Origin of the sequence: Daejeonella lutea (assembly GCF_900168015.1) — a bacterium.
GTDB lineage: Bacteria > Bacteroidota > Bacteroidia > Sphingobacteriales > Sphingobacteriaceae > Daejeonella > Daejeonella lutea.
This window is the reverse complement of sequence record NZ_FUYR01000001.1, coordinates 1,426,068-1,442,561: the sequence shown is the minus strand read 5'-3', so window position 1 is coordinate 1,442,561 and position 16,494 is coordinate 1,426,068. Positions and strand designations below refer to the sequence as shown.

The window sequence follows — 16,494 nt, the reverse complement described above, 5'->3', positions numbered from 1 at the left end:
GGTGGTTTGCGGTATAAAAGTAAGGTTTATTTGGGAAATGGAAATGAGAAACAAGAATCGAAAAACGAGAATCCAGATACGAGTTGGGAGATGGGTTAAATCTCGCATCTCGCTTCTCGTATCTCGCCTCATCTCCTTATATTTGCCGCCATGACCACCAAAGAAATACGCCAGTCATTTTTAGACTTCTTCAAATCAAAAGGCCACCAGATCGTTCCTTCCGCACCTATTGTAGTAAAGAATGATCCGACATTGATGTTTACCAATGCGGGCATGAACCAGTTTAAGGACTTATTTCTTGGTGAAGCGCCAATAAAACATCCTCGTGTAGCCGATACTCAGCGATGCCTGCGCGTGTCGGGTAAGCATAATGATCTTGAAGAAGTGGGAATAGATACTTACCACCATACCATGTTCGAAATGCTGGGCAATTGGAGCTTTGGCGATTACTTTAAAAAAGAAGCAATTGCCTGGAGCTGGGAACTGCTCACCGAAGTATACCAGATACCTAAAGATCAGCTGTATGTTTCTGTCTTTGAAGGGGATGAAAAAGAAGGTCTGGCGAAAGACCAGGAAGCATATGATATCTGGAAACAGTATATAGCCGAAGAACGGATCATTCTGGGAAACAAGAAAGATAATTTCTGGGAAATGGGCGAGACAGGTCCATGCGGTCCATGTTCAGAAATCCACGTTGATATGCGCCCTGAAGCCGAACGCCGGCGAATTGATGGCAAAACCCTCGTGAATAACGATGATCCCCAGGTTATTGAGATCTGGAATAATGTATTCATGCAGTTTAATCGTCTAAAGAATGGCTCCCTCGAGAAGCTTCCTAACCAGCATGTTGATACAGGGATGGGATTGGAACGTCTTGTGCGTGTGATACAGCAAAAGGCTTCTAATTACGACACGGATGTATTCCAGCCTTTGATCCAGTATATTGCCCAAAAGTCGGGTATTGCTTATGGTAAGGAAGAGAAGACGGATATTGCCATGCGGGTTATGGCAGACCATATTCGCGCGATCTGTTTCTGTATCGCGGATGGCACTTTGCCCTCGAATAATAAGGCTGGTTATGTGATCCGCAGGATCCTTCGACGTGCCGTTCGTTACTCCTTTACATTCCTCAATTTTAAAGAGCCATTCCTGAACCAGCTGGTTCCGATCCTGGCTGATCAGTTTGATGGCGTCTTCCCCGAGTTGAAACAGCAGCAGGATTTTGTACAGAAGGTAGTGTTGGAAGAAGAAAATTCCTTCCTGAGAACCCTGGCAACTGGCATCCAGCGATTCGAACGATTTGATACATCTGATAAAATGATAAAAGGCGACTTTGCCTTTGAATTATATGATACGTTCGGCTTCCCGATTGACTTGACCGAGCTTATGGCCCGCGAAAAAGGCTGGACGGTGGATATGCAGGCTTTCGAGCTGGAGCTGCAGCAGCAAAAAGACCGCTCGCGTGCCGCTACTGCTATTGATACCAGCGACTGGATTGTGGTAAATCCTGGTGATAATGTCGAATTTGTTGGCTACGATGAGCTGGAAACTGAATGCCGAATTCTGCGCTACCGTAGGGTTACCGCTAAAGGGAAAGAACAATACCAGGTAGTTCTTAACATCACTCCATTCTATGCCGAGAGCGGCGGGCAGGCCGGTGATGTGGGAAAATTGGAAGATGCATCGCGCTTATTTGAATATCCTGTAATCGATACAAAAAAAGAAAACGGGCTGATTGTCCACTACCTCGAGACGGTGCCCCCTGAATTGACCGGTCCTTTTTGGGCAGTGGTTGATCCTTCAAAGCGAACCAATACCGAGAACAATCACTCGGCAACTCACCTGCTTCACGCTGCTTTAAAGCAGGTTCTTGGAACTCATGTTAATCAGAAAGGTTCCTTGGTCAACAACGATTACCTGCGATTTGATTTTTCCCATTTTTCAAAGGTGACCGCTGAAGAGCTTGGTCAAATTGAAAAGATAGTAAACGCCAAAGTGCGTGAAAATATTCAGTTGAAAGAAGAGCGCTCGGTTCCATATAATGATGCGATCAAGTCAGGTGTCACCGCATTGTTTGGTGAGAAGTATGGCGATTTTGTAAGGGTCATCACCTTTGATGATCATTTTTCAAAAGAGCTGTGTGGAGGTACACATGTCAAGGCAAGCGGACAGATCGGTTACTTTAAGATCATTTCTGAAAGCGCAGTTGCGGCTGGCGTTCGTAGGATAGAGGCTATAACTGGTGAGCGTTCTGAGCAATACCTTAATGAGCAAATTAGCCAGGTGTCGGGATTAAAGGAATTGCTTAAGAATCCAAAAGATCTTCAGAAAGCGGTGGAAACCTTGATGGAAGAGAATGCCAGACTAAAAAAGGAAATCGATAAGAATACACTCGAACGTTCTGCCGGATTAAAGCATGAACTGGTAAAGCTGGCTGAGCATGTAAATGGGGTGAATTTCCTGGCTCAGAAAGTAGAATTGCCGAATGCGGATGCGATTAAAAATCTGGCCTATTCAATTAAGGATCTTCTGGATAATGTATTCTTGGTGCTCGCAGCCGATACCGATGGCAAGCCTAGTCTTACTGTTATGATCTCTGAAAATCTGGTAAAGGAAAAAAACCTCAATGCCGGAAATATCGTACGTGAACTGGCGAAAGAGATCCAGGGGGGCGGCGGCGGACAGCCCTTCTTTGCTACGGCAGGAGGGAAGGACGCCTCGGGGATAGACGCCGCTTTAGTTAAGGCGAGAACTTTTATAAACTGAAAAGGGAAAGCTGAAAACTGAAGCAGGCGTACTGGGCGAATGCGAAAAAAGTAAGTAAGGGTGTAGTCATACTTCCACTTTCAGTTTTCAGTTTTCAGTTCTCAAATCTCAATTCACTACCTTTGCATCAATGACGGTAATTCCCGATAGTATAAAAGATAAGTACGAACTGGTTGTTGGCCTTGAGGTCCACGTGCAGCTGTCAACGGCGAGCAAAATATTTTCTACAGACTCAGCGGGTTTTGGTGCAGGACCGAATGAGAACATCAGTCCCATTAGCCTAGGATTGCCGGGAACGCTGCCACGACTAAATAAAAAAGTGGTTGAGTATGCTATCAAGTTGGGGTTGGCTACAAATTGCGGCATCAACATGCATAACCATTTTGATCGTAAGCATTACTTCTACGCCGATCTTCCCAAGGGCTTCCAGACCACGCAGGACAGTGAGCCGATTTGCAAAGAAGGATATCTGGATATCCAGACCGCTAACCAGGCTAAATCCAGGATCAGGATCCATCGCATTCACATGGAAGATGATGCGGGCAAGAGTATGCATGATCAGGACGACAGCGATTCGCTGATTGACTTGAATCGTGCGGGCGTGCCTTTGCTGGAAGTGGTATCCGAACCCGATATCCGCTCTGCGGCAGAAGCTGCGGCCTATCTCAACGAAATCAGAAAGCTGGTGAAATACCTGGATATCTGCGATGGCAACATGGAGGAAGGCAGTATCCGTTGTGATGCTAATATCTCAGTCCGTCTCAAAGGTGCGAAAGAGTACGGTAACCGATGTGAAGTGAAGAACCTCAATTCTATGAGAAACCTGCAGCGAGCAATTGAGCATGAATTTGTACGCCAGGTCGGTATTCTTGAAGCTGGAGGGCATGTCGAACAGAATACGCTCAATTTTGACGCCGAAACGGGTACCACAAGTCCTTTGCGTAGAAAGGAAATGGCAAATGATTACCGTTATTTCCCCGAACCGGATCTGCAGCCACTGGTACTTAATGAAGAATATATAAATGAGATAGCCGCTTCCATTCCGGAATTGCCGGCACAGAAAATAAACCGTTATACCGCAGAGTTTGGACTGTCAGAGTACGACGCAGATTCAATAGCGTCAGATAAAGACACAGCTGCATATTTCGAAACCTTTGCCACTTATAACACAAACTTTAAATCAGGGGTGAACTGGATAAATGGCGCTGTTAGGTCCTGGTTGAATGACAATGGAAAGAGCATTGCTGACTTTAGTGTGAAGCCCGCAGCACTTTCAGATTTAATTACCCTTATCGATAACGGATCGATTAATAACTCGGTCGCTGCTCAAAAGGTGTTCCCTGAAATGATCGCCAATCCGGAACTGCCGGCTATGTATACTGCGAAAGCATTGGGTGTTTTAATTGATACGTCAAGTGACGAATTAAGCAGTATTATTGACGAGGTTTTGGGTTCGTATCCCGATAAGGTAAAGGAATACCAAAACGGTAAAAAAGGTGTGCTGGGGCTTTTCATGGGTGATATCATGAAGAAGTCGAAGGGTAAGATCAATCCCCAGGTTGCAAATAAATTAGTAGTAGAGAAATTAGAGAACAGATCGTGAAAAAATTAATCATAGGCGCCTTTGCGGCAATCGTTTTTGCAGCATCCTGCAAAAACAGTAATGAGTTGAATATCTCCGGAAAAGTAGAAAATCCGGGTGAAGTGAAAAAGATCCTCCTTTATGAAGCCGACTCACTGGTTGATTCTGCATTTCTTAATGAAGACAGCGAGTTCAAATTCAGACGTGTAGCACCAGATCCGAATTTCTATACGCTGGTGATCGGTGAAAAGAATTTCCTGGTTATTGGTAAGAATGGCGAAGAAATAGAGCTTAATACTAATTACTCTGATACCACAAACACCTACACAATTAAAGGTTCTGATGAATCTGCAAAGGTTCAGGAGGTAAATATGATGCAAAGCGATTTTGGAAAGATTTACCAGAAACTTCAGGCCGAATATGCTGCCAAGGTTTCCGCAGATACATCAAAAAGGGATTCCATATACAAAGTTATAATGCCTGAATTTCAGGCGAACATGGATAAATATGCCGAGACAGTCTTAAAGTTTGTCGAGGAGAACAAGGATAACCTCGCTGCTTTTTATGCGGCCGGTACCATCGATCAAAACAAATATGAGCAGCAACTCATCAAATATGCTGAAGAGATTAAGCCTAAATTCCCTAAAAACAAGGCGGTGACGATGTTCGTCAAAAAGATGGAAGGCATCAAAACGGTGTCGGTCGGCCAAATGGCGCCTGACTTTGCGCTAAATAATCCTGAAGGGATCCCAATAAAACTATCTGAATACAAAGGGAAATATGTATTACTGGATTTCTGGGCATCTTGGTGTGGTCCTTGCCGTGAAGAGAACCCGAATATCGTAAAACAGCATCAGGCTTTTGCTGCGAAAGGGTTCGACGTGCTGGGAGTATCACTGGACGACGACAAAGGTGACTGGATGCGTGCAATTCGATACGATAACCTCCGCTGGAATCATGTATCTGATCTGAAGCGCTGGGACAGCGAAATTGCGGCCCTATATAAGGTGGAGGGCATTCCAGCTTCATTTATGATCGACCGTACCGGCAAGATAGTAGCTAAGAATTTAAGGGGTCCGGAACTGGAGAAATTCCTGTCTGAGACATTAAAATAAGAACATCAGAGTGTTAACAGGCAGCATGTCTTTACAATTTCTTAATGCTGGCTTAACGATTTAGTGTAATTAACAGCTTACTTTTATAAAAAATAATCCATCTATGAGTACAGCTAAGCATAAGGTCCTTATTGTTGATGATGAGCCGGATATCCGTGAACTTATAGAATACAACTTGAAAAAGGAAGGTTATCAGGTGTATACCGCTACCAATGGCCAGGAAGCTGTAACTGAGGCAAAGCGCGTACTCCCAGATCTGATCATTCTTGACATCATGATGCCTAAGATGGATGGTATCGAAGCGTGCAGGATCCTGCGGTCGATGAATGAGTTCAAAAACACGTTCATGGTTTTTCTTACCGCGAGGAGCGAGGAATATTCTGAAATAGCCGGGTTTAACGTTGGTGCGGATGATTATATCGCAAAACCCATTAAGCCAAGGGCGCTTACCAGCCGCGTAAATGCTATTCTTCGACGGAATGTGCAGGCAGAATCTGAAGAAGAGAATAAGCTTGAAATTGCCGATCTGATCATTGATCGCGAGGCATTTCTTGTTTTCAGGAATGGTGAACGGATTACCCTTGCGAAAAAAGAATTTGAATTGTTATACCTGCTTGCTTCTAAACCAGGCAAAGTTTATACCCGCGACGTAATCCTCAATAACATCTGGGAGGAATCTGTAGTAGTCACCAATCGTACAATCGACGTCCACATCCGCAAACTACGCGAGAAGCTGGGCGACCGTTACGTAACAACGGTTAAGGGGGTGGGGTATAAGTTTGAGGAGAAATAGGGGTTAGGTGTGAGGCTTTAGGCTTTAGGTCTTAGGTGCTGGGTCCCTATCCATTTTGAAATTTTTCAGAATTAAACATCTTTGGCAAGTCCCTAATACCTAAGTCCTAAAGCCTATTCTCAGTCCTTTCCCGAAAAATCCCTACCTTTGCGGAAATCCATTAGCTGTGAAATTCCCTGCATTTAAAGACCTCATCCTCTTCGAAAACCCCAATCTCATTGTCGTTAACAAACCCGCGTTCCTAAGCTCGCTTGACGATCGTGAAGGCGGAGAGATCAACCTGCTGCGGTTGGCAAAGCAGTATTCGGATGATGCGCAGATTTGTCATAGACTCGACCGGGAGACATCTGGGGCTTTGATAATTGCCAAGAATCCAGAAACCTACCGCTTTATTTCCATGCAATTTGAGCATCGTAAAGTGAACAAGGTTTACCATGCGGTAATAAACGGCACGCAGGTTTTTGAGGACTTGCATGTAGATCTGCCAATTCTAAACCTGGGTGGTAAAAACGTTGCAATTAACCGCCAGGAGGGTAAACCGGCCGAGACGATCTTCAATTCACTTAAATACTATAAACATTATACCCTGGTAGAATGCCGGCCAATTACCGGCCGCATGCACCAGATCAGGATCCATCTGGCTTCACAGCGGGCTAATATTGCCGGTGATGAAATGTATGGAGGCTTGCCAGTGTATTTGTCTCAGATAAAGCGTGGATATCGTTTAGGTAAGGATCAGGAAGAGCTGCCTATCATGAAACGTTTCGCACTGCATGCACGGCAGGTGACTTTTAAAATTGACGAAAACACTGAAATGTCTTTCGAAGCTCCCTACCCAAAGGATTTTGCAACGCTGATCAAATTACTTGATAAGTTTGACGCTTAATTGGGTACAGCCTCGTAAAATGGAGCCACCGCTTCCCATTCAGGATCAGGTTCAAACGTATAAGAGCTGAACCGCTCATTTTCTTCTTTAATCTTATTCAGTATCGCTGTCGCCTTATCCTGATTTTCAGGGTTAATGTATAGCAGGATATCACGATAGCCGTTCATTGTTGTTGTTCCAACATGGCAGTACACGAAAGCATTACTCAGTTCTCGAATAATTCGGGATTGCAGCTCGTGGAAAATTACAGCTTCTTTTTCTGTAGGATGCCCGTTCTGATCTTTATCCGTGGTGTTTACCGTCAGGAATAACGACAGCGGGAATGTCGCTTTATTCTTATAGTTCTTGTATTGCTTATTAATAACAGCAACCGCGGGCTTACTGTCCATCTCGAACTTCAGGGTAGTGAAAACATCTTCTGGTTTGGAAGGGGCTGCTTTTTCGGTACCAGCAGTTTCTTTTTTGCTATTGCTTTGTGAGCAAGAGACAAGTGGCAGTATGCAGAATAGTAGGATGTAGAGTTTTTTCATTTTATAGTGCAAAATTGAAACGCAAAGAACGTAGAGCACAACGTAAGAGCGCAAAGATTGCACTTAGCATGATAAGTTTTTGGTTAGGCTCGGTACACTATTTTGCGGCCATCGCGAAAACCATTGCGACCTTTGCGTTAAAAATCTCCGTCCGGTTAGTAACCCAATATCTTCAGAACCTGCTTACTATTCTGCTCCTCACCAAATACCTCGAAGTTAAACGTCTCATCCCGGTTTCTTCTGATGATTACGTGCTTTGGTGAAGGTAACAGGCAATGATGGATACCGCCATAACCGCTGAGGACTTCCTGGTACGCTCCTGTATGGAAAAATCCAAGATATTGCACCTTTCGCGTTTTAGGCATGAAGACGTTATTCATATGGGCTTCCTGGCTGTAATAATCCTGCCCGTCGCAGGTTATGCCCCCAAGGTTAACCCGCTCATATTCAGAATCCCAGTTATTCACAGGTGCCAGGATGTATTTTTGGTTAAGTGCCCAGACATCCGGAAGGTTAGTAATAAATGAGCCGTCAAGCATCAGCCATTTTTCCCGGTCGTTCTGCTGTTTCCGTCCTAATACTTTATATAATATGCCTGAAGCTTCTGCCACAGTGTATTTACCGAATTCAGTGATTATATCCGGCTCAATTACGTCATGCTCAGCACAGATCTCTTTAATTCGTTTGACAATCTCGTTTACCATGTACTCATAGTCGAAATCGAAAACCAGGGAGTCTTTGAAAGGCATCCCGCCGCCGATATCCAGCGTATCCAGATCAGGATTCACTTTCTTGAACTTACAGTATAGCGTTACATATTTTTCAAGCTCATTCCAGTAATACGGAGTATCAGAAATTCCGGAGTTGATAAAGAAGTGGAGCAGCTTAACTTTGAAGTTAGGGTTCTGGGCAATCTTATGATTGTAAAAGTCGATTACATCCTCAAGACGAATTCCAAGCCGCGAAGTGTAAAATTGTGAGTCTGGTTGTTCCTCTGCCGCAATACGTATACCAAGGCTGCAGGGGATGTCCAGCTCATCATCATAAATATTGAATTCTTCTTTGTTATCAAGTACCGGCACGATGTTTTTAAACCCGTCATGCAGCATATCAATGATATACTGTTTGTACTGGAAGGTTTTAAATCCATTGCAGATAACTGTGATATCCTTATTTAACGATCCTTTTTTCTCAAGAGCGTCAATCATCGGCATATCGAATGCGGATGATGTTTCCAGGTGGATGTCGTTCTTTAGCGCTTCTTCGACAATATGCCTGAAATGCGAGCTTTTTGTGCAGTAGCAATATTTATAACTACCCCGGTAGTTATTCTTTACAATTGCTCCCTGAAATAGAAGTTTTGCCTGCTGGATCTTCTTGCTGATGATCGGAAGGTAGGTGAACCTTAACGGCGAACCGTAGGTTTCTATCATTTCCATGAGGTTTAGATCATGGAAGTACAGCTCATCATCGATGATATCAAAACCTTCCTGTGGGAAGCCAACGCTTAAATCAAGAAACTCCGCGTAACTCTGCATTTTTTTATAATTTTGGCAAAGATATAAAAAGCATATAGCATAGAACATACACCAGCGTGTAAAAGTTTAAGTCTGCCTTTATGCTATCACAACAGATAATGCGGGAATTAAGAATCATAGAGGTCAAGTCTGAAATCGGTGCAGGGACGCGTGGTTCCAGCCTGGGCAGTGATGCTATAAAAATTGCAGCGCTCGACTTTGGCAGCCGCTTTTTCAAACAGCATAAGCTTACCGAGATTCCTAATGAGAACCACCTGCTGCTTGAGTCCTCAGGCAATGCACATGCGAAGCGGATTTCAGGTGTGCTTACCATGACGGAACGCATCTCCGATGAAGTATGTAAAACACTTCAGAATAAAGAATTCCCTGTAGTGCTCTCGGGCGATCATAGCTGTTCAGCTGGAACGGTATCCGGCATAAGAAAGGCATTTCCGAAATTGAAGGTCGGCGTGATCTGGGTGGATGCCCATTCGGATATTCATTCGCCTTACACAACTCCGTCGGGTAATATGCATGGAATGCCAATTGCAGTACTCCTGGATGAAGATAATTTAGATTGCCGGGTAAATACCCCGGATCAGGAAACGCTTAATTACTGGTATCAGTTAAAAAATATAGGGAATATCGCCCCGAAGATCACCTATTCTGATCTGGTTTACATCGCTCTAAGGGATTTTGAGAAGGAAGAAAAGTATCTGCTTGATAAGAATAAGGTAAAGATCTTTCCGATATCAGCTATCCGCAAGGACGGTGTGGAAAAGATTGCAGATGCGACGTTAAAATACCTGGATCATTGTGATCTCATTTATGTCTCTTTCGACGTGGATTCGCTGGACCCATCGCATCTCAAAGGGACCGGAACACCAGTCCCGGGTGGCATGACAAAAAAAGAAGCTGAGGAGCTTGTAGTGAGGCTCGTGAGCGATAAAAAGGTTTGCTGTTTTGAGATCGCGGAAGTTAATCCGACTCTCGACAAGGATAACCTGATGTCGGAAAATGCATTTGAGATCTTGCGGCATGCCAGCGACACAATACTTACTGTTTAGAATAGGATAGGGCATCGCCCGGACAATATGGACATAGAAAATAAAATAGTTCAGAATATTATTGAAGCTGTACAAAAGCTTTACGGTACAGCTGTAGAAGCCGATAAGATCGTAATTCAGGAAACCCGCAAGGAGTTTGAAGGACAGATTACCGTGGTCACCTTTCCGTTCACAAGATTATCAAAAAAGACTCCTGAGCAAACTGGCGCCGATATTGGCGAGTATCTGAAAGCCAACGTTGAGGATGTTACGGATTTTAATGTGATAAAAGGATTTCTGAATCTGACTATATCCGAACAGTACTGGACAAATTGTCTGATATCAAATGTCCTTAGTGCAGACTATGGCCAGTTCAAGCCCAACGGAGAAAAGGTAATGGTCGAGTACTCTTCGCCAAATACAAATAAGCCGCTGCACCTGGGGCATGTCAGGAATAATCTGTTGGGTTATTCTGTGGCTCAAATCTTATCCGCAAATGGTTACGATGTGATCAAGGCGAACCTGGTTAACGACAGAGGTATTCATATCTGTAAATCGATGCTGGCATGGCAGCAGTTTGGAAATAACGAAACTCCTGCAAGCACCGGATTGAAAGGCGATCATCTGGTGGGGAAATACTATGTAATTTTCGACAAGGAATATAAGAAGCAGATCTCTGAATTGGTTGCTGGCGGTCAAACTGAAGACGAGGCGAAGAAGAATGCCCCGGTTATAAAGCAAGCTCAGGAAATGCTTCTTAAATGGGAATCGGATGATCCCGCTGTTAAAGAACTCTGGTCAAAAATGAACGGCTGGGTTTACGAGGGTTTTGGAGAAACCTATAAGAAGCTGGGCGTTGATTTTAAAAAATACTATTACGAGTCGGACACCTACTTGCTGGGTAAAGACACGATTGAAGAAGGTTTGCAGAAAGGTGTTTTCTTTAAAAAAGAGGATGGCTCTGTATGGATCGATCTTACCGAAGACGGACTCGACCAAAAGCTGGTCCTCCGTGCCGACGGCACCTCGGTATATATAACCCAGGATCTGGGAACTGCCCAGCTTAAATACGACGATTTCAAAATGGATAAGTCTATTTACGTAGTTGGAAATGAACAGGATTATCACTTCAAGGTTCTTTTCCTGATTCTCGAGAAGCTCGGCAAGACCTGGGCAAAGGGGCTGTTCCATCTTTCGTATGGCATGGTTGACCTACCATCTGGTAAAATGAAATCGCGGGAGGGTACTGTTGTAGATGCCGACGACCTGATGGATGAGATGATCCGTACTGCGAAGGAGAGGACCGAAGAGCTTGGAAAGGTTGAAGGATTTACCGAAGAGGAAAAGAATAAGCTCTACGAAATAATCGGCATGGGTGCCCTTAAGTTCTTCCTTTTGAAAGTAGAACCTAAAAAGCGTTTGTTATTTGATCCGAATGAATCCATAGACTTTCAAGGGCATACCGGTCCATTTATTCAATATACCCACGCACGAATCCGTTCGGTGCTCGCGAAGGCAGGGTATTCCGGTAAATTGACTGAGAGCTATTCACTGGTGCTTACCCCTTTGGAGAAAGACCTTATTGTTAACCTTTCCAAATATCCCGATGTTATCGCAGCCTCGGCCAGCGAGTACAGTCCCGCACAAATCGCAAATTATGTATTTGAGCTCGCCAAACTGTTTAACAAGTTCTACCACGAAGAAAGCATTCTGAAAGCCGAAGATGCGGATGTAAGAAACTTCCGGCTTGACCTTGCATCAGCTACAGCATCCGTCATCAACAAAGGCATGGGACTTCTTGGTATTTCAGTGCCTGATCGGATGTAGGGAAGTGGTGATTGGTAATCAGTAATCAGTGATCAGTAATCAGCAATCAGTGATCAGTAATCAGTAAGCAGTAATAAATAAGGGCATTCACAGGTACAAGCTTTCCGATCAGGTACGGCTCCAACTGTCAACCGTCAACTGTCAACTGTCAACCGTCAACCGTCAACCCCATCTCTTTGAAACCACCAGTTCCTTTGTGCCTCCGGTGTAATCATAAAATCCCGATCCCGATTTAACCCCTAACTGCCCCGATGCCACCATATTAACCAGCAAGGGAGAAGGTGCGTACTTGGGATTGCCGAAGCCCTGGTAGAGTACATTCAGAATAGCCAGACATACGTCGAGACCAATAAAGTCTGCAAGTTGCAGGGGCCCCATCGGATGGGACATACCTAACTTCATTACCGTATCGATTTCATGCACCCCTGCTACACTCTCATGCAGGCACTGGATAGCTTCATTGATCATCGGCATCAATATTCTGTTTGCGACAAATCCGGGGTAGTCGTGCACTTCAACAGGCACTTTGTTTATCTGTGCAGAAAGATTCATGATCGTCTTGGTTGTCTCATCGGAAGTGCTAAACCCCCTGATGACTTCAACAAGCTTCATCACCGGCACTGGGTTCATGAAGTGCATGCCTATTATTTTGTCCGGCCGACGTGTCACCCCGGCAATTTTAGTTATCGAGATAGAGGATGTATTAGAGGCGAGGATGGTATCTGCCTTGCAAAACTTATCCAGGTCTTCGAATATCTTTAGTTTAATGGCCACGTCCTCAGTAGCTGCTTCAATAACCAGCTCGGCATCGCTGACCCCTTCGTTCAATTGCGTGAAACTTTGAATATTCTGCAACACATCGCTTTTTTGATCAGCAAGGATTAGTCCTTTCGATATCTGCCGGTCAAGATTTTTTTCTATGGTAAGCAATGCAGCGTTTAACCGCTCCTGATTGAGGTCTATCAGGTTTACTCTGTATCCTGCCTGAGCAAAGGTATGCGCAATGCCGTTTCCCATCGTACCTGAGCCAATTACTGCAATAAGTTTCATATAAATGTTTTTGAGTATCCAGGGGTCAAACACATCTCCCGATTATGCTCAAAGGTAGCAATTAGCAAATTACTAACCGTGATCATGTAGGCTTGTTAAATTCGACTTCTGGGTACTTTTGTCATCGGATATTTGTGCAACAACTTTGTTTCGATGACTAGGGGGTGATTTAAGGCTTCTAATCGGGGAAGGCTCTAACTACTTAAAAGTCACTAATTTGGAAAAACAAGTAATATACATAGAAGTGTATTTGTTTTTTAAAATATCTCTATTTGCAACACTTTTGTTACGCTATTGTTACACGTCAAATACACAATTATGTGCGAAAACAGCTATTCTTGCAAATTAATACCCTATTTGCGGGGTGTCATAACCAATTAATTAATTAAACTATATTCAAATGAAAAGAAAATTACTAGCTTTCTTATTGTTAGGGTTGTTTGCAATTACTAGTGCAATGGCTCAGAATAAGACAATCACTGGTAGAGTAGTGGGCGCGGACGATGGCCTTCCTTTACCTGGTGTATCTGTACGTGTGAAAGGCGGAACTGCCGGTACTAGTACAGGTGCAGATGGAAATTATTCCCTTACTGCACCATCGAACGCTTCTGCACTTACCTTTACTTACATAGGTTTTGTTACTCAGGAAGTAAGTATTGGTTCTTCTAATCGTGTTGACGTGCGTTTAGCAACTGATGCTAAGCAACTTTCAGAGGTTGTTGTTGTTGGTTACGGTGCTCAGAGCCGTGCATTGAGTACTCAGGCGGTTTCAACTGTAACTGCTGAGTCTTTCAAGAATCAGGTTATCCAAAGTCCTCAGCAAGTTCTTCAGGGACAGGCTGCAGGTGTTAACATGGTGAATTCATCAGGTTTGCTTGGAGCAGCTTCCAGTATCACTGTTCGTGGTGGTTCTTCTCTTAGTGCTGGTGGTCAGCCATTGTACGTTGTTGATGGTGTTCCTTTGAACACTGGAGATTATACTCAGGCTCAAGGTGGTTCATCTGGTTTGAATCCATTATTGAATATCAATGCTAACGATATCGAAAGCATGACAGTTCTTAAAGATGCTGCTGCTGTTTCTATCTACGGTTCACGGGGTTCTAACGGTGTTGTTTTGATCAAAACTAAATCTGGTGCTAACAATACAGCAACTAAGATCAATGTTGATTATTTCACTGGTACTTCAAAACCAACCGACATCTTAAAGTACATGACTGCTGATCAGTGGCGTAATTTCCGTAAGGAATATTTAACTGCTAATGGTACAGCTGTTCCTGCTTATCCAACTACAAGTTTTGATTGGGCTGACGCTGTTATCAGAACTGGTATCGTTAATAACTTCAATGCAAATGCTTCAGGTGGTGATGACAAAACTAAATATTTCGTAGGTGGTACATTCTCTGATGAGTCTGGTTACACTATCGGAAATGATTTAGAGCGTCTTTCTGGTCGTTTTAACTTCCAGCACAACGTAAGCAATAAGTTACGTTTCGGCCTTAACTACAATATTGCTCGTGTTAACTCTGACCGTGTAGGAGCTGAAAACAGCACCTATGCACCATTAACTGCTGCGTACCTTCAATTGCCATATGTAATGCCGTATGATGCAGCAGGTAATTTTGTAAATACTGGTTTCGTTCAAAACGTGTTAGGTCTTGAAGCTACTGGTTTCAACAAACTTAACTCTAACCGTAATACAGGTAATGCATTTGCTGAGCTTGATATCACTAGCGGTTTAACCTTCAAAACTGACTGGGGTATTGATAATGTTCTTTTCGATGAGAAATATCGTGAAGTTGACGTGTTCACACCAGGTGGCTACGGTTACATCTCAAGAAGTGGTGATAACAAATGGTTAACTCAAAATACATTAAACTACAACAAAATCTTCGGACAGAAACATTCTGTTAGCGCATTAGCTGGTTACTCTTTTGAGACTGCTAAAGCAACTTCTGGATTATTTGAAGGACAAGGTTTTGCAAGTGATGATCTTCCTAACCTTGCTTCTGCTTCAACTCCTCTTACTGCTTCTGAAACTGTTGCAGAATGGGCTCTTGAATCACAGTTTGCTCGTTTAGGTTACACTTACAATGATAAATACCTTTTTGAAGGAACAGTAAGAAGAGATGGTTCTTCACGTTTTGGTCAGAATAAGAAATATGGTGTATTCTATGCTGCATCTGCAGGCTGGATCCTTTCTAACGAAAGTTTCTTCAACAAAGACAGCAAGATTGCTCAGTTCCTGAAATTAACAGCTAGTTACGGTACTGCTGGTAACGACCAGATCGGTTACTTCAACTACCTGGGTACTTTCGCAGCTGGTGGTGCATACAATGATGCTTCTGCATCTGCTCCAAACCGTGTTGCTAATCCAAACTTAAGCTGGGAAGAAACTGCACAATTGGATTTAGGTGTTACAACCAGATTGTTCAATGCGATCGACCTTCAGGTTAACTACTACAACAAACTTACTACTGGTTTATTAGCTGGTGTGCCTTATCCATACACAACTGGTTTCGCAAGTGCAACTCAGAACGTTGGTGAAATGCGTAACAGAGGTGTTGATTTAACTATCGGCAGCGAGAACGTTAAAACAACAAACTTCTCTTGGAGCACTAGCTTCAATGTAGGTTTCAACAAGAACACTGTATTGTCATTACCTGAGAATAAAGATCCTGAAGGAAGAAACTTCCTTTCTGGCTCAACGGCTCAGAGAGCGATTGTTGGTGAGTCTAGAAATAGCTTCTACCTGATCCGCTACAAAGGTATCAACCCTGCAACGGGTGATGCTGAATGGTTGAAGAAAGACGGTACAGCTACTACAGCTCCAACTGCTGCTGATCGGGTTGTTGTTGGTCATGCTAATCCTGATTTCCAGGGTGGTTTCACTAACAATTTCAGATACAAAGCTTTTGACTTAAGTGCATTCTTTAACTTCGCATACGGAGGTAAAGTACTGATCGATGGTCTTCGTTTTACTGAGAACTTCGCTACTGGTTCATACAACAAGAGTACAGATCTACTTGATTACTGGAAAACAGCTGGTCAGGAAGCTTTTGCACCTCGTTTGAACAGTCCTACTCGTACTACTTTTAACCAATTGTCTACTAGTCAATTGCAAGATGGATCATATGCCAGACTTAAAGCTGTGACTTTAGGATATAACCTGCCGGCCTCATTATTGGCTAAAAGCAAAGTTATCAAGTCAGCAAGGATCTACGGTTTGGGTCAGAATCTATTTATCATAACGGCTAAAGATTTCAGAGGACCAGATCCGGAAGTATCTGCTAACGGAGCAAGTAACCTGGTAATGGGAGAGTCTTTCTTCGCTGCACCTCAATCTAAATCGTTCACATTCGGTGTTAACTTAGGATTTTAATAA

The 16,494-nt window shown here is 43.5% G+C and carries 11 protein-coding genes; 8 read left to right on the top strand and 3 right to left on the bottom strand.

All coding sequences use genetic code 11. The annotated features are described in order from the left end of the window. Positions 1 to 150 precede the first annotated feature (150 nt). From alaS to B5X60_RS06370, 5 genes are all read left to right on the top strand, one after another. On the top strand, positions 151 to 2,766 hold the full coding sequence (gene alaS, locus B5X60_RS06390) for an alanine--tRNA ligase (RefSeq protein WP_079701771.1): 2,616 nt from the start codon (positions 151 to 153) through the stop codon (positions 2,764 to 2,766). 130 nt (positions 2,767 to 2,896) lie between these two features. After that, positions 2,897 to 4,369, top strand: a complete 1,473-nt coding sequence (gene gatB, locus B5X60_RS06385) for an Asp-tRNA(Asn)/Glu-tRNA(Gln) amidotransferase subunit GatB (protein ID WP_079701770.1) — start codon at positions 2,897 to 2,899, stop codon at positions 4,367 to 4,369. Further along, a complete protein-coding gene (locus B5X60_RS06380) occupies positions 4,366 to 5,463 on the top strand; it encodes a peroxiredoxin family protein (RefSeq protein WP_245803470.1) in 1,098 nt (365 codons plus the stop codon). Before gatB ends, B5X60_RS06380 begins: the two co-directional genes overlap by 4 nt. Before the next feature lie 103 nt (positions 5,464 to 5,566). Then, a complete protein-coding gene (locus B5X60_RS06375) occupies positions 5,567 to 6,256 on the top strand; it encodes a response regulator transcription factor (protein ID WP_079701769.1) in 690 nt (229 codons plus the stop codon). A 166-nt stretch (positions 6,257 to 6,422) separates the two neighbouring features. After that, positions 6,423 to 7,142: an RluA family pseudouridine synthase gene (locus tag B5X60_RS06370; protein WP_079701768.1), complete on the top strand. Its 720-nt coding sequence runs from the start codon at positions 6,423 to 6,425 to the stop codon at positions 7,140 to 7,142. Here B5X60_RS06370 and B5X60_RS06365 read toward each other — a convergent pair. Continuing rightward, a complete protein-coding gene (locus tag B5X60_RS06365) occupies positions 7,139 to 7,672 on the bottom strand; it encodes a DUF695 domain-containing protein (protein ID WP_079701767.1) in 534 nt (177 codons plus the stop codon). The genes B5X60_RS06370 and B5X60_RS06365 overlap by 4 nt on opposite strands. Positions 7,673 to 7,827: 155 nt before the next feature. Beyond that, complete coding sequence (locus B5X60_RS06360) at positions 7,828 to 9,210, bottom strand: arginine decarboxylase (protein WP_079701766.1); 1,383 nt, start codon at positions 9,208 to 9,210, stop codon at positions 7,828 to 7,830. An 80-nt stretch (positions 9,211 to 9,290) separates the two neighbouring features. Here B5X60_RS06360 and rocF point away from each other — a divergent pair, with 80 nt between their 5' ends. Both rocF and argS read left to right on the top strand, forming a co-directional pair. Then, a complete protein-coding gene (rocF, locus tag B5X60_RS06355) occupies positions 9,291 to 10,256 on the top strand; it encodes an arginase (protein ID WP_245803469.1) in 966 nt (321 codons plus the stop codon). A gap of 27 nt (positions 10,257 to 10,283) precedes the next feature. Beyond that, positions 10,284 to 12,062: an arginine--tRNA ligase gene (gene argS / locus B5X60_RS06350; RefSeq protein ID WP_079701765.1), complete on the top strand. Its 1,779-nt coding sequence runs from the start codon at positions 10,284 to 10,286 to the stop codon at positions 12,060 to 12,062. 162 nt (positions 12,063 to 12,224) lie between these two features. Here the strand turns inward: argS and B5X60_RS06345 are convergent, their stop codons facing one another. Continuing rightward, positions 12,225 to 13,112: a 3-hydroxyacyl-CoA dehydrogenase family protein gene (locus tag B5X60_RS06345; protein WP_079701764.1), complete on the bottom strand. Its 888-nt coding sequence runs from the start codon at positions 13,110 to 13,112 to the stop codon at positions 12,225 to 12,227. Positions 13,113 to 13,512: 400 nt separating this feature from the next. On the opposite strand from B5X60_RS06345, the gene B5X60_RS06340 reads away from it, so the two are divergent. Then, positions 13,513 to 16,491: a SusC/RagA family TonB-linked outer membrane protein gene (locus B5X60_RS06340; RefSeq protein WP_079701763.1), complete on the top strand. Its 2,979-nt coding sequence runs from the start codon at positions 13,513 to 13,515 to the stop codon at positions 16,489 to 16,491. Positions 16,492 to 16,494 lie beyond the last annotated feature (3 nt).

Coding starts and splice junctions, on each gene's coding strand:
- gatB (WP_079701770.1), top strand. CDS start 2,897: ATGACGGTAATTCCCGATAGTATAAAAGATAAGTACGAACTGGTTGTT.
- B5X60_RS06340 (WP_079701763.1), top strand. CDS start 13,513: ATGAAAAGAAAATTACTAGCTTTCTTATTGTTAGGGTTGTTTGCAATT.
- alaS (WP_079701771.1), top strand. CDS start 151: ATGACCACCAAAGAAATACGCCAGTCATTTTTAGACTTCTTCAAATCA.
- B5X60_RS06375 (WP_079701769.1), top strand. CDS start 5,567: ATGAGTACAGCTAAGCATAAGGTCCTTATTGTTGATGATGAGCCGGAT.
- B5X60_RS06360 (WP_079701766.1), bottom strand. CDS start 9,210: ATGCAGAGTTACGCGGAGTTTCTTGATTTAAGCGTTGGCTTCCCACAG.
- B5X60_RS06345 (WP_079701764.1), bottom strand. CDS start 13,112: ATGAAACTTATTGCAGTAATTGGCTCAGGTACGATGGGAAACGGCATT.
- B5X60_RS06365 (WP_079701767.1), bottom strand. CDS start 7,672: ATGAAAAAACTCTACATCCTACTATTCTGCATACTGCCACTTGTCTCT.
- argS (WP_079701765.1), top strand. CDS start 10,284: ATGGACATAGAAAATAAAATAGTTCAGAATATTATTGAAGCTGTACAA.
- rocF (WP_245803469.1), top strand. CDS start 9,291: ATGCTATCACAACAGATAATGCGGGAATTAAGAATCATAGAGGTCAAG.